At 41.9% G+C, this 20,639-nt stretch carries 15 protein-coding genes and 2 tRNA genes; 11 read left to right on the plus strand and 6 right to left on the minus strand.

Going from position 1 to position 20,639, the window contains the following annotated elements; translation table 11 throughout:
- Window position 1: 1 nt before the first annotated feature.
- The 4 genes from ACLD5M_RS03855 to ACLD5M_RS03870 all read right to left on the minus strand — a co-directional run bounded on the left by ACLD5M_RS03855 (window position 2) and on the right by ACLD5M_RS03870 (window position 3,747).
- Entirely contained in the window at window positions 2–628 is a 627-nt protein-coding gene (locus ACLD5M_RS03855) for a LytR C-terminal domain-containing protein (protein ID WP_004136581.1), read from the minus strand.
- 169 nt (window positions 629–797) lie between these two features.
- Window positions 798–1,688 (minus strand): 16S rRNA (adenine(1518)-N(6)/adenine(1519)-N(6))-dimethyltransferase RsmA, encoded by an 891-nt coding sequence (gene rsmA, locus ACLD5M_RS03860; RefSeq protein ID WP_047923030.1) that lies wholly within the window; start codon window positions 1,686–1,688, stop codon window positions 798–800.
- A gap of 66 nt (window positions 1,689–1,754) precedes the next feature.
- Window positions 1,755–3,230: a G5 domain-containing protein gene (locus ACLD5M_RS03865; protein WP_410314647.1), complete on the minus strand. Its 1,476-nt coding sequence runs from the start codon at window positions 3,228–3,230 to the stop codon at window positions 1,755–1,757.
- A 440-nt stretch (window positions 3,231–3,670) separates the two neighbouring features.
- Window positions 3,671–3,747, minus strand: a tRNA-Thr gene (locus ACLD5M_RS03870).
- A 166-nt stretch (window positions 3,748–3,913) separates the two neighbouring features.
- Here ACLD5M_RS03870 and ACLD5M_RS03875 point away from each other — a divergent pair.
- From ACLD5M_RS03875 to ACLD5M_RS03890, 4 genes are all read left to right on the plus strand, one after another.
- Entirely contained in the window at window positions 3,914–5,569 is a 1,656-nt protein-coding gene (locus ACLD5M_RS03875) for a serine/threonine-protein kinase (protein ID WP_375169188.1), read from the plus strand.
- A 97-nt stretch (window positions 5,570–5,666) separates the two neighbouring features.
- The gene (locus ACLD5M_RS03880) at window positions 5,667–6,653 is read left to right on the plus strand and encodes a DsbA family protein (protein WP_410314648.1); all 987 of its coding nucleotides are present in this window, start codon (window positions 5,667–5,669) and stop codon (window positions 6,651–6,653) included.
- 376 nt (window positions 6,654–7,029) lie between these two features.
- Complete coding sequence (locus ACLD5M_RS03885) at window positions 7,030–8,157, plus strand: ABC transporter ATP-binding protein (RefSeq protein WP_004136571.1); 1,128 nt, start codon at window positions 7,030–7,032, stop codon at window positions 8,155–8,157.
- 302 nt (window positions 8,158–8,459) lie between these two features.
- Complete coding sequence (locus tag ACLD5M_RS03890; protein ID WP_032841644.1) at window positions 8,460–9,875, plus strand: DUF4032 domain-containing protein; 1,416 nt, start codon at window positions 8,460–8,462, stop codon at window positions 9,873–9,875.
- A 70-nt stretch (window positions 9,876–9,945) separates the two neighbouring features.
- Here the strand turns inward: ACLD5M_RS03890 and ACLD5M_RS03895 are convergent.
- Together ACLD5M_RS03895 and ACLD5M_RS03900 are read right to left on the minus strand one after the other, a co-directional pair.
- Window positions 9,946–10,018: transfer RNA gene (locus ACLD5M_RS03895), tRNA-Lys, on the minus strand.
- Between the two features lie 72 nt (window positions 10,019–10,090).
- Window positions 10,091–10,348, minus strand: coding sequence for a glutaredoxin domain-containing protein (locus ACLD5M_RS03900; protein ID WP_004126433.1), 258 nt, complete (start codon window positions 10,346–10,348; stop codon window positions 10,091–10,093).
- Window positions 10,349–10,555: 207 nt separating this feature from the next.
- On the opposite strand from ACLD5M_RS03900, the gene ftsY reads away from it, so the two are divergent.
- From ftsY to ACLD5M_RS03935, 7 genes are all read left to right on the plus strand, one after another.
- Window positions 10,556–11,662 (plus strand): signal recognition particle-docking protein FtsY, encoded by a 1,107-nt coding sequence (gene ftsY / locus ACLD5M_RS03905; RefSeq protein WP_410314649.1) that lies wholly within the window; start codon window positions 10,556–10,558, stop codon window positions 11,660–11,662.
- Between the two features lie 93 nt (window positions 11,663–11,755).
- Entirely contained in the window at window positions 11,756–13,537 is a 1,782-nt protein-coding gene (locus ACLD5M_RS03910; RefSeq protein WP_410314650.1) for an ammonium transporter, read from the plus strand.
- Between the two features lie 277 nt (window positions 13,538–13,814).
- A complete protein-coding gene (locus tag ACLD5M_RS03915) occupies window positions 13,815–15,176 on the plus strand; it encodes an MATE family efflux transporter (RefSeq protein ID WP_410314651.1) in 1,362 nt (453 codons plus the stop codon).
- Between the two features lie 77 nt (window positions 15,177–15,253).
- Window positions 15,254–16,726, plus strand: coding sequence for a replicative DNA helicase (gene dnaB, locus ACLD5M_RS03920; protein ID WP_308582801.1), 1,473 nt, complete (start codon window positions 15,254–15,256; stop codon window positions 16,724–16,726).
- 6 nt (window positions 16,727–16,732) lie between these two features.
- Window positions 16,733–18,151, plus strand: coding sequence for a MurT ligase domain-containing protein (locus ACLD5M_RS03925; RefSeq protein WP_410314652.1), 1,419 nt, complete (start codon window positions 16,733–16,735; stop codon window positions 18,149–18,151).
- A gap of 5 nt (window positions 18,152–18,156) precedes the next feature.
- Window positions 18,157–18,951, plus strand: a complete 795-nt coding sequence (locus ACLD5M_RS03930) for a type 1 glutamine amidotransferase (protein WP_116794536.1) — start codon at window positions 18,157–18,159, stop codon at window positions 18,949–18,951.
- Between the two features lie 274 nt (window positions 18,952–19,225).
- Window positions 19,226–20,566: an ATP-binding protein gene (locus ACLD5M_RS03935; RefSeq protein WP_410314653.1), complete on the plus strand. Its 1,341-nt coding sequence runs from the start codon at window positions 19,226–19,228 to the stop codon at window positions 20,564–20,566.
- Window positions 20,567–20,639 lie beyond the last annotated feature (73 nt).

A 20,639-nucleotide genomic window follows, 5' to 3' on the forward strand; every position in this document is an offset into this window, starting at 1 on the left:
ATTATTTCACAGCTTTATGTGAATCTGCTTTAGGAAGTTCCTTCATATCTTTTGCTTTAACGCATCCAGGGACTTCTTGTATTGCGGCTCCTGCAGCTGGAACATCAACTTTCTGGCGAAGATTATTAAAAGTCGAGCCAAGAACAATATCTACGAGCTTATCTTGGCGATCGTCCATGCGCATAACAGCATCAGCAAAATTAGAATTTACTGTGTATGCTTCATTAATAGCGTTCTTGCCGAAATAAATAGTTGTTCTTTTAACATTACTTGTTTTGTTATTATTTACTTCTGTAAGATTAAAGCCTCGAGCATTTAATGCTTCTCCTACTGCTCTTGCCAATCCTCGGAACTTCGTACCGTTTAATACTCGAATTGACACAGCACGATTATCAACATAAGGAGTTTTAGAGCCTTCTTTGCCTTTGGTTGCACATGGTGCTGTTATGCCGAAATTAGGATTATCTTTTGGCGCAACTATTGAATTAATCCCGAAAACATGAAATTGTATTAACAGCGCAAATACAAACGTAACTGCCAAAGCTATGCTAACAGTAGTAATAACAGATCGCTTCTTTTGATACATGAAAGCCTTACGAGCAATACGTTCATCGTATTCTTGCGTCATGTTCACTTCCGATCTGTAAGTTTATTTTGTTTGCAGCCATTTTCTTAATCTGCAAAGCGTAATATAAATCGCATTTTACTGACTATGTATGACTGATTTTGACGCGTATAAGCGTTTATTAGCAAACTGTTATTTGGCGAAATTGCTATTTTAAATTTCGAATAAAAAACTATTTTTGCTGCAACTCTAAAGTTTTACAAGCGCGATACAACGCAATAAAGTCGTCGCATGTAAGCGTTTCTCCGCGTCTTGTAGGATCTATATTAGCTTTTTCGTATGCTTCGTCACTAACTAAATGTTTAAGAGCTGCGTGTAAGGTCTTTCGTCTTTGCTGAAAAGCGGCGTCAATTAAAGTAAATACACCTTCGCGTTCGCTATTATTTCCTTTAGTTTTGCAATAGCGAGTGAAAGATACTAGTGCAGAATCAACATTTGGCGCTGGCCAAAAAACGTTACGCCCAATAAGGCCCGCGCGCTGAGATTGACCGTACCAAGCAAGTTTTACGCTAGGTGTTCCATACACTTTATTTCCTGGTTGAGCGCATAGTCGATCTGCTACTTCTTTTTGAACCATAACCAAAAAATGTTGTAAATTACTAAATTTTTCAAGTAAAGTAAGCACAATTGGTGTTGCAACATTATATGGAAGATTTGCAACAAGCGTGAACTTATCTGCCCTTGAAAGTTGCGGAACGTCGTCTGCTGTTACGGTCAAAGCATCTTTTAAGATAACGTTAAAACGTTTAGAAGCGTTTGGCATAAATTCTTCAACAGTGTTAGGAAGACGGCGTGCAAGAGGTGGGTCTATTTCCACAGCCGTAAGATTAGCTCCAGTCTGCAGTATTGCAAGAGTAAGAGAACCAAGTCCTGGGCCTACCTCCATAACGGTATCGCCAGATTTAACTTCAGCTGCCGCTACTATTTTTCGCACGGTACCAGGATCAATAACGAAATTTTGACCAAACTTTTTAGTAGGAGTAATACCTTCTTCTGCAGCAATACGTCGAATATCTGCTGCACCTAAAAGCTGGCCTTCAGTTTCAATGCTGATTTCTGTCAAATTTTACCGCCCAAATTTCGTAACAATTAATCTGTTGAAAAAGTGTGTTAAAACACGCCGTTGTTTTTAGTACCAACCAACTTCGTGCGAGTGCCTTACAGCACCACTAGGATCTTTGTATCTTCCCTTTATGTAGCTAATTCCCCAGCTAATCTGCACTGCAGCATCTTCATGCCAATTAGCTCCTGCGCTGCTCATTTTATTTCCAGGAAGAGCTTGAGGAATGCCATACGCGTGTGAGCTTGGATTTTCTGCATTCCAGCGCCATCCAGATTCCCTATTCCAAAGCCAAACAAGGTCTTCCCACTGTTTTCCAGTCCAGCCCATTTGTGCAGCAGCTCCTTGCGCAAAAAGCTTTGCCTGCTCTGGTGTAGCGTGAACAAGGCTATTTGGGTTTGACTCAGGAGCAGGAGCTGGAGGATTTGATTCCGGAGCAGCAGGTTGCGTTTGTGATTGAGCTTGTTGATTCTCCTGCGATTGCGCTGAAGCCTCTTGTGTAGACTTTTGTGCGTCGTTCCCCTGTTTTACTTGTGATTGCTCCTGGCCTTGTTTTGAAGGCTGCGGGTTTTGTGAATTTGTATTCTTAGTTTTAGATGCTTGAGATTCAGATTTTGGTTCCTGCTTTGGCTCCGACTTTGGCGCAGGTTTTGCAGCAGGCTTTGGCTTGTTGGCAGGCTTCGGCTGAATTGGAGCTGCTTTTCCAACAGCAATAACCTGATTAATAGCAGGCTTTAATACATTTTGCGAAACGAGAGTAGAGCTTTCAGCTTTGCCGTCAACATAAGTTACGTTATATACGTCTTCTCGCTCGCCATTAACGCCAGCTTGTTGCACAACGCGAGAATTTGCTGGAAGCTTAGGGTCGATTACGGTTTGTGTAGCAAAAGGCAATGAAACTGTTCTAGTTTCTTTACCATGCGTGACTCTGGAAATACGCAAAACAGTATTACCTTCGTCATCTTCAACGCTAACTCGATCTTCTTTTCCTAATACAATTCCTTGCGCGTCAAGAATAGCGCTTGCAGGTAAGCTTCCGTCCGGAGCAATCCGAGATTTTCCATCCGCAATAACAGTTATTGGGCCTTTTTTATTAATTGCTAACCCGCAGGTGAGTTTATCGTAAATATTTTGCAAATTTACGGTAATTCGTTTAGCGTTTTTAGCGTTTGCTTTAAAGAATCCAATAAGCTGATCAACGCTGGTTGCAACTGTCCAAAATGGTATAGTAACGCCGTCTACAGTAATAGAAGTCTGATACGCGCTTCGCACGGTAACGGTAGCATGATTTGAAAGAATATCGCCGGAAGAAGATATAACCTGATCGTGCGTTTTTACAGGCACATGTTGTTCTTGTAGTAGGCGAGCAGAAGTTGTGGCATAAGTGTTGACAATGGTTGCTTTGCCATTTACAACTAAAGCTACTGCTTTCTGAGATGTAAATGCAAAAATGCTTATTGCGGCAATAGACAGAGACAAGACGCATGCAATAATACGAGAGCGCCGCATTATAATCAGGCGTCGAGGTGTCCATCGACGTGCCATGTAATCACTCCATTCACTGTAAGACCAACTTTTATTATACCTTCTATTCTGCATTGGGTTTTAAAAATGCATAACAAATAAAATGGGGGCGGGAGAGAAGGGGATATTCCCGCCCCCTATGAGGTGGAGCTGGTTGGGGGACGCTCCACTCTCACCCCGGAAACCCTGAGTTGGGGGAAGGTTTCCGAGTTCTTACTCGCGAAAAGTTTTGTTATAAATATTATGCAACCGAAGGAATAATGGTGTTTCTTATATCATACGATATGTTTTTGCACTAATTGTGAAAAATACGCCAGTCCCTTTTGGTAGTTACTTAAACTATTGCCGTTATTATAAATGAAACGAAAGATAATATCGGGGCTACTAATATTTATAAGTAACCTTGCAGAAATATAGCGAATTAAAATCAACTAAAAAATAAATAAAATACGCAAATAATATGGAGCCTCCTGCCGGGATCGAACCGGCGACCTGCCGCTTACAAGGCGGCCGCTCTGGCCATCTGAGCTAAGGAGGCGAATGTTTTGCCATGCAAACTATTAAGCAATGCTAAGCAGAACATTGATTAGTGTACCATATGCCACGTCATTACAAAATTACGGCGATGTTGAATGTAGGAACGGCGTGTTTTTTATTGTTCATATTTGCGCATTTGGCAATATAAGGCATTAACATAATGCAGTATGGAAGATATGAGCATGTTCGATTTGCAGCCAGGGAATAATGTAGGTGGATACACGCTTATTTCTAGGCTTGGCGGCGGTGCAATGGGCTCGGTTTGGCGTGTTGAAGACGATGGCGGCAATCAATATGCTATGAAAATATTACGAGCTTGCATAAATGCTAATCAAAGCGAAAAAGAATATGCTGAGCAGGAGCGAGAACGTTTACGTTTAAAGCGTGAAGCTTTAGCGTTGCAGAGGATTCATCATCCTGGAGTGTGTTCAATAGTAGATATGGAACTTGACGCTTCAGTAGCATTTATAGTTACGGAGTTGATCGAGGGTAAAAATCTTCGAGAAGACGTTGCAGAGAATGGTCCATATGTTGCTGACGATTTGGAAAGATTAACGCATAAGCTTATTGAAGCTGTTAGAGCGGTGCATGAAGCTGGGATTATACATCGCGATATTAAGCCGACGAATGTTATGATTTCCGCTCATGGACCTGTTCTTGTAGATTTTGGTATTGCTATGGGTGAAGGTGAAAGTCATGTTACGCGTACTGGGTTAGTAATGGGAACTCCGGGATTTATTGCTCCAGAAATTATTGAGGGCAAAGATTCCGATGAGTCTACTGACTGGTGGTCGCTTGTGGCAGTGTTGGCATTTGCTGCAACTGGTAAACCTGTTTTTGGCACAAAGCCTTTGATGGCTGTTTTGGAGCGTGCAGCTTCTGGTAATGCGAATTTAAGTGGTCTACCTGCAAAAACTATGGAAGCCTTTAGGAAAGCCCTTGATCCTAATCGCGAAAAACGCTGCTCCCCTGCTGTTCTTGAGCGAGCAATTAGTGAAGATTCAATAAATCCTTTAGCGTGGCCAGATAACCACCCTTTTGATCGAGACGCTACACGCGGAACTATGCGCGAAATGTGGCGTGAAACAACTTGTGAAACAATTAGCGAAACAGCTGGTGAAGAAGAAACTGTTGCGTCAACTATTCAAAGTGGCTCGACTACAGTTATGGAACAATCTTCTAACGAAATAAATAATAATAAAACTTATGAAGACTGTGACGAAGAGCATTATGTGGAGCATGATGAATCTTCTGACGAAGAAGCTGATGATGCCGCAGATAAGCCTTATGAAGATTTAGAAACTAGCAAGTATGGTTATTTAACTCGCGGATCTTGGATTTTATTGCTATTTGTGTCTATTTGTGCAGTTATCTGTTGTTTGAATTTCTTATCTGCGGTTGTATTAAATATATTTATTATGTGGGCTAGCTCAACAGCTGGATACAATATTTCCGCGCGATTGCGTAGAAAAGAGCTTAATAATGGCGTTTCTCCTCGCGGGGATACTTTTATGAGAGTTGCAGCTCTTCCGTGGCATATTATTCGTGGGCTTGCGTATACATTGCCAAGAATTGTGATTATTTTGATTTGTGCTGTTATTGGTGCTTGTGTGTATCCACTACTGTTTAGCAGCTCTACAGAATTTATGGCTTTTAATATTTTGTCAATTCGTATTATTTTTCCAACTTATTTGCCGACTATTCTTTCGTATACTTCTGCTGGATATGCCATAGGTTTCGTTATTGCGTGGATTATTCTTGCCATTTTTAAGGGTACTGACATGTTTCGCATAGGTCTTGGTTCATTTTTACGTTTCCGTTGATGGCATCTATTAGACTATAGTGAAGTTGTTGTTTTATTTACAAACATGCGCTAGGACTAAGGCTTAGTTTGCAAAATAAAGGGTTTGAAGGATAGAAATGCCTAAAATTCAGATACAGGACAATCAGCAGGGGAATTCATCTTCTACTCGTCTGGAAAAAAACATTGAGAAGCGTGAGCGTGCACTGCGTGAAGCTCGTGAGCGTCGTCAGCAAACAATTATTGGAATTGTTGTAGTGCTGATTGTTATGGCTATGGTAGCTGCAGTTGGCATTACAGCTTATCAAGCTTTTTACCAGTCGCCTCAAGCCAATATTGAAAGAACGCAAATTGAGCGTTCTAATAAAGCTAAAAATCAACTAAAGAAACTTGGTGCTAAATATAAGCCGGAAGTTGTCAATTCTAAGGGCGGAATTCTTATAAGCAAACTTGGCTACAACAAGCCTGTTGCTAAGGCTCCAACGGTTGCAACTTATTTTGATCCTTTATGCCCTGGATGTGGAAACTTTAATCGCGAAGCAGATAGAGTGTTGGCTGCAATGGTTCGCGCAGGCCAAATTAATTTGGAAATACACCCAATGTCATTCTTGGATAAGATTTCTACTGATAAATATTCAACTCGTGTATCTGGCGCTATTGCCTACATTGCTAATAATGACAGCGATCCAGAGCATTTGTTGCAATTTATTAATAACATCTTTGCAAAAGACTTCCAGCCAGAAGAGGGTGATGATTATAAGCCTGTAAGCAACGAAAAGTTGATTGAACAAGCTAAAAAAGCTGGGGTAAATGATTCTGTTGCTAGTAAGGCTTTTGATCTCCAATACGTAGAGTGGCAGAATTTGATTAACAAATATACTCCTGATTTTATGGAGCTGTTAAACGTTTCTGGCTCTAACAAAGGTTCGATGACAACACCAACCGTAACTATCAATGGAAAGTTGCTAGATATTAATGCTGCTAGTAGCAAGAATATGCACACTCTTGATGCTTTGCTGCATTGTATTGGCTTGGATAAGAAGCAAGTTGGAGTTGCAGGTCAGATGCCTAAAGTTTCAAGCACTGATTCTCCTATTGACTTGTAGTTACATAAAATATTTAACTAAAACGGACGCTAGGCTTATGCTTGACGTCCGTTTTCTTTTTAACATTTCTTTTTAATATAAACAAACGATTACATAATTTCGTATTTTTTATTGCGAAAACTAACTATTGTTTAGATATTTAGTAATAACTTTCTACGCACTCGACACGCCGAAGCTTTGGAAAATACTGATTTTTTACTGTTTTTCTAAGATAAACATGGTATATTAAGGCTTGGCTCAACGAAGAGAAACCTTCAATGGACCAGGTAAGTAAACTGTGGACGATTGATACCCGCCGATGTAGGAATTGGGGTCATGAGTGCACACCCTTCACTACGGATCGTTCGGCACGTACCTGCCGATGAAAGGACATATCATGGCAGAAGTTGTATTTGATCATGTGACTCGTATATACCCGGGCAACGATAAGCCTTCGGTTGACGATTTGTGCATGACTATTAGAGATGGCGAGTTCCTCGTACTTGTTGGTCCATCTGGTTGCGGTAAGTCTACTACTTTGCGCATGTTGGCAGGCCTTGAAGAGGTTAACAAAGGACGTATCCTCATTGGCGGTCAAGATGTTACTACAATGCAGCCAAAGGATCGCGATATTGCAATGGTCTTCCAGAACTACGCGTTGTATCCACATATGACAGTTGCAGACAACATGGGCTTTGCTTTGAAGATTGCTGGTGTTCCTAAGGAAGAAATCCGCAAGCGTGTTGAAAAAGCAGCTGAAGTTTTGGATTTGACAGAGTATTTGGATCGTAAGCCAAAGGCTTTGTCTGGTGGCCAGCGTCAGCGCGTTGCTATGGGCCGCGCAATTGTGCGTGAACCAAAAGTCTTCCTTATGGATGAGCCTCTTTCGAACCTCGATGCTAAGCTCCGCGTGCAGACTCGTACGCAGATTGCTGCCTTGCAGCGTCAGCTTGGTGTTACTACTCTGTACGTGACCCACGATCAGACTGAGGCTTTGACAATGGGTGATCGTATTGCCGTTATTAAGCTTGGCGTTTTGCAGCAGGTTGGTGCTCCAACCGAGCTTTATGATCGCCCAGCAAACGTGTTCGTTGCAGGCTTCATTGGTTCTCCATCTATGAACATTAACCAGCATCCAGTGGTTAATGGACGTGCTCAGATTGGTGAGGATTCTATTGTTCTTCCAAGCGAAGCTGTTGATAAGCTCACTGTAGAAGATTGCGGACAGATTATTGTTGGCTTCCGTCCAGAAGATGCAAGCTTGGCAACTTTCGATGATCCAAATGCGTTCTCCTTGAAGGTTATGAACGTAGAAGATCTCGGTTCTGATGGTTACATCTACGGCAATATCATAACTGATGGTTCTCCTGAAGAGGCATCTACTATGATGTCTGATCAGAACAAGCTTACGACAATCCGCGTGAATCCACGTGCTTTGCCGAAGGTTGGCGATACTGTCAAGATTAAGATTGATCCATCTAAGATGCATCTGTTTGCACCTTCTACTGAGCTGCGTTTGAACTAAAAGCGTAGGTTTGCTTTACAAAAGCAAAATAAGCAAACTTTCGGTATAAAGGTATGGCGGGGTTCGCAATGAAAGCGAACCCCGTTTTTGCCAGCAAAATCGGTAAAAATCGGTAAAAACTTGCAGAAAAATAAAAGCAAAAACAGAATTTAAAACAAAATAAAAGCAAGCAAAAGTTTGTACATTACTGAACATGCTTTATTATGTATAGTTGTTATCAATAATTAGCCAGTGGTTGATTTGCGATTAATAGTTATTGCAGATTGTATTGTTGGCACGAGCTTGATTGGTAAATGGAAACTATGGAATGGAATGACGCTCCTCAATTGGATCCGCGTGCTGTGCAGGCAACTTCTGTATCTGCACAGGACGAGAGTGCGTTGTCTCAGGAGCCTACTGCGCTTAAGATTACTGCAGCTAGTTCAAATCCTAAGATGTTTACGTTGCCATGGGAGCTGCCACTTTCTCAATGGCCGGCTGATTTGTTTGTAAACCTTCCTCGTGGTATTTCTCGACATATTGTGCGTTTTGTTCATGTTGGCGATGAAGTTTATGCCATGAAGGAAATCACTCGTCAAGTTGCAGAACGAGAATACGAACTTTTGCGTAGATTGCGCAAGCTTGAGTTGCCGACTGTAACGCCTATAGCAGTTGTTGCAGGCCGCAGAGACGCTAATGGCGAAATGCTTGAAGCAATACTTGTGACGAAGCATTTGAAATTCTCTCTGCCGTATCGTGCTTTATTTGCTCGCACATTGCGACCAGACACGGCTGAACGACTTATTGATGCTTTGGCTGTGCTGATGGTGCGCCTGCATCTTTCTGGCTTCTATTGGGGCGATGTTTCACTTTCTAACGTACTATTTTTGCGAGATGCTGATGCGTTTTCCGCATTCCTGGTTGACGCAGAAACTGGTGATTTGCACGGAAGTTTAACAGAAGGACAGAGAGAATACGATATTGATTTAGCTAGAACCAATATTATTGGCGAGCTTATGGATTTGAGTTCCGGTCAGCTTTTGCCTACGGAAGTAGATGAAATTAGCATAGGCAATCGTTTGGTGGATCGCTATCATTCACTTTGGAGCACGCTTACAGACGTCGATAAGTTCAGTCCTGATGAGATGTGGCGAATTGAGCGCCGCGTTAATCGTCTTAATGAATTGGGATTTGACGTTGACGAGTTAGAAATGAAAACTTCCGAGGATGGTCGCAGAGTGCTTGTTCGTCCTCGAGTTGTGGATGCTGGTTATGCTTCGCGCAAGTTGCTACGTTTGACAGGCTTGGACGTGCAAGAAAATCAGGCTCGAAGGTTGTTAAACGATTTGGATGCATACCGCACTTCTACATGGCGTCAAGGTGAAGAGCTTGAAATCGTCGCGACTGATTGGATGCGTGAAATTTTCGAGCCAACAGTTCGTATGATTCCTCCTGAGTTTCGTTCGCAAATTGAACCAGCGCAGTTCTTCCATGAGGTTTTGGATCATCGTTGGTTTATGGCAGAAAAAGTTGGTCACGACGTTGCTATGCAAGATGCTGTGACAAGCTATATTAAAAATGTGCTTCCTCAGTACAAAATGGACAAACGCGTGCTTGCTGCAATTAATGCGGATGCTGATTCTGGAGTAGTAGATGATGAATCTACTTACTCGCAAGCAAATAATTCTGGCGCTAATATTGACGAAGATGATCAAGACGCAAGCGTTTGGGCAAGTTGATTTTTTAATATAATTACTGTTCTATTAAGTAGCGCATTAAAGCATAAGTCTAAATTTGGGTATAAAAAAGTGCCCCCTGTGGGACTCGAACCCACAACCCAAGACTTAAAAGGACTCTGCTCTGCCAATTGAGCTAAAGGGGCAACAAACGCCCAGTATACTACATTCAAGAGACGAAGTGAAACTAGTGTACTGTTGTGCGTGTTATAAACAAATTATTGCAGTATTCCTAATGTTTCCAGCTTTGACTTAATTTGTGTAGCGGATGGCTCAACCATAAAAGTATTGTCGGCAAAAGTAACTACCGGAATATGCTTTTGACCACTAATCTCTACGGCTTTTTCGGCAGCGCCTTCTTCAGTTTCTATATCGTGCCAAATAAAATCTACGCCGTACTTGTTAAGTGCAGCTTTTGCTCTTATGCAATCGCCGCACCAATTAGCACCATATACTTCTATAGATTTATCTGCCATAAAATCTCCTTAAAACTACTAATTATTTCTAATCAGCACTAATTATTATTAGAACATTTAGATTGCTTATTTTTGCGCAATATATTGCTTTTATCAGTGTAATGGAATCTATTGTGTTGTGGTAGTTAGATTTTAAAGTGTGACGAAGATGAGAAAAAATAGTGAAATCTATTGCTAGTGTCCCTTGATTTTCATAGGCTTAATTTCATGAACATGGTTTTAGATATGAATATGGTGATCTGGTTTGTGGTGGCGACCATAGTTATTGCTGTGTTGCTAGTGGCTGTTGCAGTAATCTTGCGAATTTGCAGCCATAGTCGAGGCCCTGAAATTCCAGCAAGTGTTGATGATTCAGTTGAAGTAGGCAAGAACGAATCTAAGATTCCAGAATCAACAACTTCTCGTTTACAGCGCCTTCGAAAACGTTTATCTAATAGCGCAAATCCATTCGGTCTCACACTTTTCAATATCATAAGCAAAGACCATCTGTCTAAGGAAGACTGGGAAGATGTAGAAGATACTTTATTGATGGCTGATGTTGGCGCAAAAGCTAGTGAGGAATTAGTTGATTCTTTGCGCCAAGATGCTCGTATTTCTGGAACTTCTAGTGCAGAAGATGTGCGTGAGGCTTTGCGTGCAAAACTTTTGGAACTGGTTGGTGAAAATACTGATCGTCGTTTGAACGAAAATAAGCCTGATGCGCATCATCCAGGCGTTATTATGATGGTTGGCGTAAACGGAACTGGAAAAACAACAACTGCAGGCAAGCTAGCAAGACTATTTGTTGCTCAAAAGCAATCTGTAATGATGGCTGCTGCAGATACATTCAGAGCAGCAGCAGCGGATCAGCTTGAAACTTGGGCATCTGAAGTAAATGTGCCAGTTGTTCGCGCAGATAAAGATGGTGCTGATCCTGCGTCCGTAGCTTTTACAGCCGCACAAAAAGCTAAAGAAAATAAAACTGATGTTCTTATTATTGATACTGCTGGACGTTTACAAAATAAAGCGAATTTAATGGATGAGCTTGGGAAAATTCGTAGGGTAGTAGAAAAAACTATGCCGGTAGATGAAGTACTGCTTGTGCTGGATGCTACTACTGGGCAAAATGGAATGGCTCAAGCAAAAATATTTGCTGAAGCGATTGGCATTACTGGAGTTGTGCTTACAAAGCTTGATGGTTCTGCTAAAGGTGGAATTGTTGTTGCAGTTCAAAAAGAACTTGGTGTTCCTGTAAAACTTGTTGGATTAGGAGAAGGGCCGGATGATTTAATCCAATTTGATCCGCAAAGTTTTGTTGAAGGTTTGTTGGCATAAGATATATTTGAATTTCCGACTACAATAGGTAGAAAGTGATGTATCAGCTGCAATGGTTATTCCTTGCACTGTTTGAAATAATTGAGGTGAAAAATGACCACAATGGATCCGCAGTGGGCGTTGTTGGCCGGCGCATTGGTGTTTATTATCACGCCGGGTATTGCCCTATTTTATGGCGGCCGCGAACGCGCTACTTCTATGGTAAATATGATGATGTTATCCGCTGGCGCTATCGCTGTTACAACGCTTGTATGGACTTTGTGGGGATGGTCACTGGCTTTTGCTGGTAAAGATATGGCTGGCGGAGTTGTTGGCGACCCATTTAGCGGTCTACTATTCCGCGATTCTATGGTTGCAGACCATGGTGTATTTACGTCTATGGATGCTAATTCCGGATTAGCTGGAGGCATTCCTGCCGCATTCCGTTTAGCTTGCGCAGTTGTTGCAGTTGCTTTAATTACGGGAGCACTGGCTGGGCGTGTGCGCTATTCTATTTGGCTTATTTTCGTGGCTGTTTGGGTTACTTTAGTATTTGCTCCGCTTGCTCATATGGTTTGTGGCGGCGGATTGCTGTCTCCTAATGGAGCTATCTCGCAAGCTTTGGGCATTCAAGTGCATGATTTTGCAGGCGGATCTTTACTACATATTGCTGCTGCAGTTTCAGCTTTTGCAATTGTTATGATTATTGGCGGACATGCTCATTTCCCATTGAAGCGTTTGGTATTGCATATTAAAAATGTTGCTCATGCTGGAACAGGAGCTGGCTCGGCATCTGCTAAAACTAATTCTCGTAATGCAAAGAGCCGTTTATCTCGAGCGTTGTGGGCTGATGTTGCAAAGGCTCAGGATAATTCTTCTACCGAATCTGTTGTTTCTTCAGTAGCTACTGTGGCTGAAGTTGCTGAAACTTCTTCTCAGTCATCTGTTGAAAATGGTTCTGTTCGTCATCCGCATAATGTCCCATTTGTTATGCTTGGAATTTTCTTGATTTGGTTCGGATGGCTTGGCTTAATGATTGGCTCTTCCGCCGGTGTTCCAGGTGTTGCTGGTTATGCTTGGGTAAGTTCCACAATAACCGCATCTGCATCAATGTTGGCTTGGGGTGTGACCGAACGTTTGCGTTCTGGATGCTTCTCGGCGTTGGGTGCTGCGTCCGGCGTTATGGCAGGTTTATCTGCTAGCGCAGCTGCAGCAGACGTTATTGCGCCGCTGTGGGCTTTGGTTTTGGGTGTGCTTTCTGGCGTTATTACTTCACTTGTGACTCATTCTCGCACTTTTGCACGTTATGACGGAGCTTTGCATGTTGTAAGTGTAAATGGTGTTGCAGCTCTTATTGGTGTAATTTCCGTTGGACTTTTTGCAGATGGTTCTGGTTTGCTTTCTGTTGGAGATTGGCATCAGCTTGTTGCGCAACTTTGCTTAATCGGAATTGTAGTGCTTTACTCTGGTGCTGTAACAGCTATTGTTGCTTTTGCTCTCGAAAAGCTTTTTGGATGGCGTATTTCTGAAGCTAAGGAACGTAAGGGCGTTGATTTAGCCGATCAAGGCGAACGTGCTTATGATTTCTCTGCCATTGCTCAAAGTCATGAAGGTGCTGTTGTTGCAGTGTCTGACGATGCGTCAAGTAAAACTCAGATGGCCGTTCTTACTTCGGTTGATATTGCAGTTGATGACAATTCTCTGGAGTCTGAATCGACTAGTGCAGATAAGCAAACAGTTTTGGAAGCTGGTAAGGAATCAGATTCTGAAACTAATGGCGAATCCGAAAAGAGTCAATCTGAAGTTAATTTAGACGAAAAAACATTAGAAGAAGAACACGAATCTAATAAAAACAATAAAAAATCTAGTAAATCTCGCGAAGATAACGGTAAGTAAAGCTGGAAAAATAGATTCCGTAAGACACGCACGAATTATTAAATGTGGATAAAAAGATAAGTTATCCACATTTAAGGCGTGTCTAAGTGGACATCTTACAAAATTATCCACATGTTGGGGATAACAATGTGGATATATTGCGAATAACTTTACGGAATCATATTTTTATTTGCACTTTACTCATATTTGTGTTAGCTCAATCGCGAATATTTTTATGTAGTATTTGCACAATATTGCATTTGCTGCGATTCGCTAGATAGCAGTGAAATGAAGCATTATGACGAATCAAGAGTTGGATAATCAGAATAAAAAAGAGGTACTTCGCAATATTTGGATACTTGCTGTACCAACTTTTGGACAGCTTATATCTGAACCTGCGTTCGTACTTATTGACACTGCTATTATTGGTCATATTGGCAAAAACGCGTTGGCTGGACTTTCTATTGGCTCAACAGTACTTCTTACCGTTGCAGGTCTTTGCTTATTTTTGGCATACAACACAACTTCTCAAGTTGCTCGTCTTTTAGGCGCGGGGAAACATCGAGAAGGTTTTAGTGTTGGAATGGACGGCTTGTGGCTTGCATTATTTCTTGGTGTAATTCTTACAGCATTTCTTATTTTCGCCGCTGAGCCGCTATGTTACGCAATAGGCGCGCGTGGCTCTACGTTGCAAAATGCTATTGTGTACACTCAAATGGTTATGCCAGGCCTTCCAGCAATGCTTCTTGTGTATGCTGCAAACGGAATATTTCGAGGGCTTAGAAAAGTCCGTATAACTTTATTTGCTGCTGCTAGTGGCGCTGTGCTTAATACTATTCTCGATGTGATTGCAGTTTTTGGGTTAAACATGGGAATTGCCGGCTCTGGAATTGCAACAATGATTGCTCAATGGTATATGGGGCTTGTGCTCAGTATTCCAGCTGTTATTTGGGCTATGCAAAGTGGAGCACGTCTTAAACCTCATTTTCAACATATTTTACATTCTGCAGGAACTGGCATACCACTATTCGTGCGAACACTTGCATTGCGCGTGTGCATGGTTGCTACGGTTGTTGCTGCAACTCGTCTTGGTACAAATACGCTTGCTGCGTATCAAGTTGCTAATTCTTGCTGGAATTTTGTTATGAATATTCTCGATGCTATTGGTATTGCGGCACAAACTATTGTTGCCTCAGTGCTAGGAGCAGGCCTACGTAAACGTGCTGGAATTATTACACGTATTTGTGCTCAAGTTGGTGCTGTAAGCAGCTTAGGAGTCGGTTTATTCATGATTTTAGTGGGGTGGAGCTGTTCGTCACTGTTTAGTCCGCGCGCAGATATTCAGCTTTTAATTTCTGTAGGCATGACAATTCTTGGCTTGTTCTTGCCTCTTGCTGGATGGATGTGGGCGCTAGATGGAGTATTGATCGGAGCTGGTGATCATTCTTACTTAGCAAAATCATGCTCAGCTACGGCAGTTGTGTATTTAGGCGTACTTATTTGTACAAGCTGTTTTGACGTTGCTTTTAACGCGAACGATGTAATAAGAACAATCACATTGTGGATTGTGCTAAATTCAGTGTATATTGGCGGTCGTGCGCTGGGAAATAGTTTGCGCATTAGAAACGATTTGTGGATGAATGCTGCACTAAAACTATAAATATTTTGTAATATTACTTGCGCAAATATTTTGAAGTTTTTGTTCTTAAATACGTGCGCGCGTTTATACTCGTTTTTATGGCAGATAATGATATGTGGCAGTCTACTAATGGCAATACTGGTCGCGCAGGAAGCAATCGTGGCGGCAATGTTGGCGCACCGATATATGGTTCTGGAGCTACTCGTAACGCTGAAGGAACAAGCGGTACTACACTGTTTGATCGTGTGCCTCCGCACGATGTTGACGCCGAAATGGCAGTGCTTGGCGGAATGCTTATGAGCAAAGATGCTATCGGTGAAGTATCGCAAGTGCTAGAAACAGCAGATTTTTATCAGCCTCAGCATCAAACTATTTACGATGCTATTCTTACGCTTTTTGCAGGCTCTCAGCCTGTTGATGTTGTGCTTGTAGCTAACGAATTAATGAAGGATGGCAATCTCGATAAAGTTGGCGGAGCTGACTATTTGCACAGCCTAGTAGCTTCTGTGCCAACGGCCGCAAACGCAATGTACTACGCAGATATTGTGCACCAAAATGCTGTTCTTCGTAACGTTATTACTGCTGGAACAAAAATTGCGCAAATGGGCTATTCTGCATCCGGGGCTCAGGCAGAAGATATTGTAAATCTTGCGCAATCAGAAGTGTATGAGATGAGTGCAGGCAAAGTGCGTCAAGATTACGTTGCCATTGGTCCAGTTTTGCAAAATACTCTTGATCAGTTAGATAAAATGCAAAATCACGAACTTGAACAAGGTGTGCCGACTGGATTTAGAGATATTGACGAAGTTACGCAGGGTTTGCAGCCTGGTCAAATGATTGTTGTTGCTGGTCGTCCGGCTATGGGTAAGTCAACACTTGGCATTGATTTTGCTCGTTCGGCTGCACTGCACCACAATATGACATCTATTGTGTTCTCTCTAGAAATGAGCAAAGTGGAATTGGCTCAGCGCATTATTGCTGCAGAGACTAATATCCCACTCGCTGCTATGCGAAGAGCGGAAGATATTACTCCAGATCGTTGGAATACTCTCAATAATTTCTGGACAAAAATGCAGGATGCTCCGCTTTTTATTGACGACAGCCCAAATATGAGTTTGATGGAAATTCGTGCAAAATGCCGAAGGCTCAAGCAGACGAATGATTTGAAACTTGTAGTTATTGATTACCTTCAGCTTATGAGTTCCGGCAAGCGCGTAGAAAGTCGTCAGCAGGAAGTCTCGGAATTCTCGCGTGCGCTAAAACTTCTCGCTAAAGAGCTTGAAGTGCCAGTTGTGGCTTTGAGCCAGCTTAATCGTGGACCGGAAATGCGAAACGACAAAAAGCCGCAGCTTTCAGATTTGCGTGAATCTGGTTCTATTGAGCAGGATGCTGACGTTGTGTTCCTAGTGCATCGCCCTGATTTTTACAATAAGGAAGATCGCCCGGGCGAAGCCGATATTATTATGGCAAAGCATCGTAATGGTCCTACTGACACGTTTAATCTTGCCTTCTTGGGTGCAACTTCCAAGTTCATGGATATGCCGCAAGATTACCAGCAGGCGGGAGTGTGATTTAGTATGTCAAGCGGCGACCATGAATCGCGTAAAAAGTTTCACAAAGATTTGCATAAGCATTGGTACAGCTTTGCCATGCCTGCTGTTGGTAAACTTGTTTGCGCGCTTTCTAGGCTGCTTCATCATGGTGGAAGCGCATTGCCTGGTAAAGTTATTGAGAGCCTCGATTCAGGCTTTTTAGCGCGTACTCTTTCCACATTGCCATACGGAATAGTGCTTGTTTCTGGAACCAATGGCAAAACTACCACAACGCGTATGGTAACTTCTATGCTGCGCGAGGCGGGGCTTAACGTATTTACTAATCCAACCGGTTCAAACTTTACTAGAGGAGTAGTGGCAGCTCTTGCAAAAACAATGCCTGCTTTTGGTACAAAGCTAGACGCTGATATTGCAGTTTTAGAGCTAGATGAAGCGTATGCAGTGCATTTTGTAAATCAAATCAAGCCACGCTACTCTTTATTGCTAAACGTTATGCGAGACCAGCTCGACCGATTCGGCGAAATAGATACAACTGCAAAACTATTAAGCAACGTAGCTGCCACAACCGAAGGAACAGTAGTGCTAAACCGTGAGGATCCACGTATTTGTGCGCTCGCAAGCTTTGTTCCTTCCGGCGCTCGCGTGCAATATTTTGGTTTAGATGATGCTGTAAAAAGCATGTTCCCGACGGATGATGATTTGCACAATAGTTCCGAAAAAAGCGAAAATTGCGAAGATGCTGCAGAAAGCAAGGCTAACAATCTTCCTAAAGCAGACGTTGTGCTTTCAAAAGTTGGAGACCATGAGGCTGAGTTTATACTTGATGGCAAGCGTAAAACCACATCTGTAAAACTTGACGGCGCTTACAATATTTTCAACGCTGCTGCTGCAGCAACAGTAGTTCGCGCTATCTTAGCGGATGCTGCAAAACAAAATTCTGCGCTGCAAAAATTCGACGACGATGCGCTTATGGAAGCGATTTCGCACGTAACTCCTGCTTTTGGTAGAGGCGAAGTAATTGAAGTTAATGGCGCTCCTGTTGAACTTGTTTTAGTGAAGAATCCTATTGGTTTTAGGCTTGCGATTGCTTCGGATCATCCGCAAAATCACGATACCATGATTGCAATTTGCGACGAATACGCTGACGGTAGAGACATGAGCTGGCTGTGGGACGTTGATTTTGCAAGCTTTAGAAGCGCGGGAGTTTCGTGCGTTTCTGGAACTCGAGCGTGGGATATGGCTTTGCGTCTGCAATATGATAAGGTCTCATCTCGCAATGTGAATACGGATTTGGAAGAAGACGTTAAATCTTTCGTAAACGGCGATTTTAGTGGCAATGCTAAAACCGCCAAGCGTATATATTGCACGTATACTGCCATGCTTCGCGTGCGCGCGGCTTTAGCGCAACTTGCGGAAGTTAAAGACGTTGGAGTCGGAAAGTAATAGTCATGAATGGTTCCAGTGATATTAGTAAAGCAAATGCTACTTGTGAAGAAAATCGCGTGCTAGATATTGTGTCGCTATATCCAAAAGACATGAATATTTACGGCGACTACGGCAATGTGCTTACGATTATGCGCCGAGCGGAATTATACGGTTACAATCCCGTGCTCCACGAGTACAACGTTGGCGACGATTGGCCAGAGCGTGTGGATATGATTCTTGGCGGCGGCGGTCAAGATCATGGGCAAAGCAGAGTTACTGAAGATTTATTTGCGCGCGCAGACGCGATTCGTGAGCTTGCAGAAAATGGCGTTCCAATGCTTATGATTTGCGGACTTTACCAGCTTTTTGGAGAGTATTTTGAAACCGTTGAGGGTCAAAAGCTTAAAGGAATTGGAATACTTGGCGAGCATACCGTTGGTCAAGATGTGCGCATGATTGGAAATCTAGTAGAGCATAGCGCCGATTTTGGCGATATTGTGGGCTACGAGAACCATTCTGGACGCACAAGCTTGCAAGATGGAACGCAGCCACTTGGCTCGGTTGATAGTGAAAATTGCGGTAATAATGGCAAAGATCACACGGAAGGAGCGCGCAAATACAATGTTATTGGAACGTATATGCACGGCTCAGTTTTGCCGAAAAATCCGCGTCTGGCTGACTTTTTAATTCTTACGGCTGCACAAAATCGTTACGGTGAATTTGCGCCAAAGCAGACTGATTCTCAACGCACGGAGCTTGCGAAACTAGACGAATTAGCAGACCGCGCTCGCGAGGTAGCCATAACTCGTCCGCGGTAAATTAACATAGGCGTATACGCGATTTAGTAGAAATTTTATTGATCGTTTTATTTCATGCTGAGTGTTACTCAATGCGTAGAATTATGTGATAAAAAACACTAAAATATGTATAATTATGTGATTAAATGCACCAAAACATATATAATAATGTGATACACGATAAAAGATAACGCAAAATATAACGGAACATCAGAGAAGCTAAGCGTAGAAACAGCGAAGCGTTAATACGGCTGCAATATCTAATAGCGTAACGCAAGATGAAAGGTGAGTAATCATGAAAAGGCTGATTATGAGCAAACTTTTAGCATGGAAGAACTCGCCGTACCGTAAACCGTTGATATTAAAAGGCGTGCGTCAAGTTGGTAAAACTTGGATACTAAAAGAATTTGGTAAGCTTTACTACAAAAATATTGCTTATTTTAACTTCGACGAAAACAAAGAATATAAGCAATTCTTTGAAACCACTAAAAATGTGGAGCGAATTTTACAAAACCTAATGCTTGCAAGCGGTCAAAAAATCGAACCAGAAAATACGCTGATTATATTTGACGAGGTTCAGGACTGTCCAGAAGTAATAAACTCGATGAAATATTTTTGTGAAAACGCTCCGCAATATCATGTTGCTTGCGCTGGATCATTGCTTGGAATAACGCTTGCAAAACCATCTTCATTCCCAGTTGGAAAAGTTAATTTTATGCAAATAAACCCAATGACTTTCACGGAGTTTTTGCTTGCTAATGGAGATGAAAATCTAGCGAAGTATATTGAACAAATCGATAAAATAGAGCCGATTCCAGACGCATTTTTTAATCCTCTATACGATAAATTAAAAATGTATTATGTTACAGGAGGAATGCCTGAGTCAGTTTTAATGTGGACTAAAGCGCGAGATGTAAACGCAATGCAAGAAACGTTGTTTGAGATTATAACAGCTTATGAACGAGATTTTGCGAAACATCCTAATGTTAGTGAGTTTCCTAAAATATCAATGATTTGGAATTCTATTCCGTCTCAACTTGCGCGTGAAAACAAAAAATTCTTGTATAAAGTTGTTAAAAATGGTGCGCGAGCAAGAGAATATGAAGATGCTTTGCAATGGTTGGTATCGGCACAATTGGTGTATAAAATTTATAGAAATACTGCGCCGAGTTTACCTATTGCTGCTTATGATGATGTATCTGCTTTTAAGATTTATCTGGCAGATGTTGGTTTGTTAAGGCGATTAGCACAACTTGCTCCTACTGCATTTGCGGAAGGCAATAGGCTGTTTACTGAGTTTAAAGGTGCTTTAACAGAAAATTATGTTTTGCAAGCGCTACTTACTCAATTTGAAGTGATGCCTAGATACTGGTCTCAAACAAATCCGCCGTATGAAGTGGACTTTCTTATTCAACTAGAAAATGATATTTTTCCTGTTGAGGTTAAATCTGAAGCAAATATTAATAGTAGAAGTTTGAAAAAGTTTAAAGAATTATTCCCTAATCAAACGAAATTACGTATACGATTCTCGCTGAATAATCTAAAACTAGATGATGATATGTTGAATATTCCGTTATTTATGGCTGATTATACGGATAAGCTTATAGAACTTGCGCTGAAAGAAAACAACCTGTAATAACGTGTGAGTTACCTTTTAACCTGACAACAAACAGGTTTTTATTGATTGATAAACACAAAAGCCTGCTGAA

The sequence above is a fragment of the Gardnerella sp. Marseille-Q9185 genome (assembly GCF_046508745.1).
GTDB lineage: Bacteria > Actinomycetota > Actinomycetes > Actinomycetales > Bifidobacteriaceae > Bifidobacterium > Bifidobacterium greenwoodii.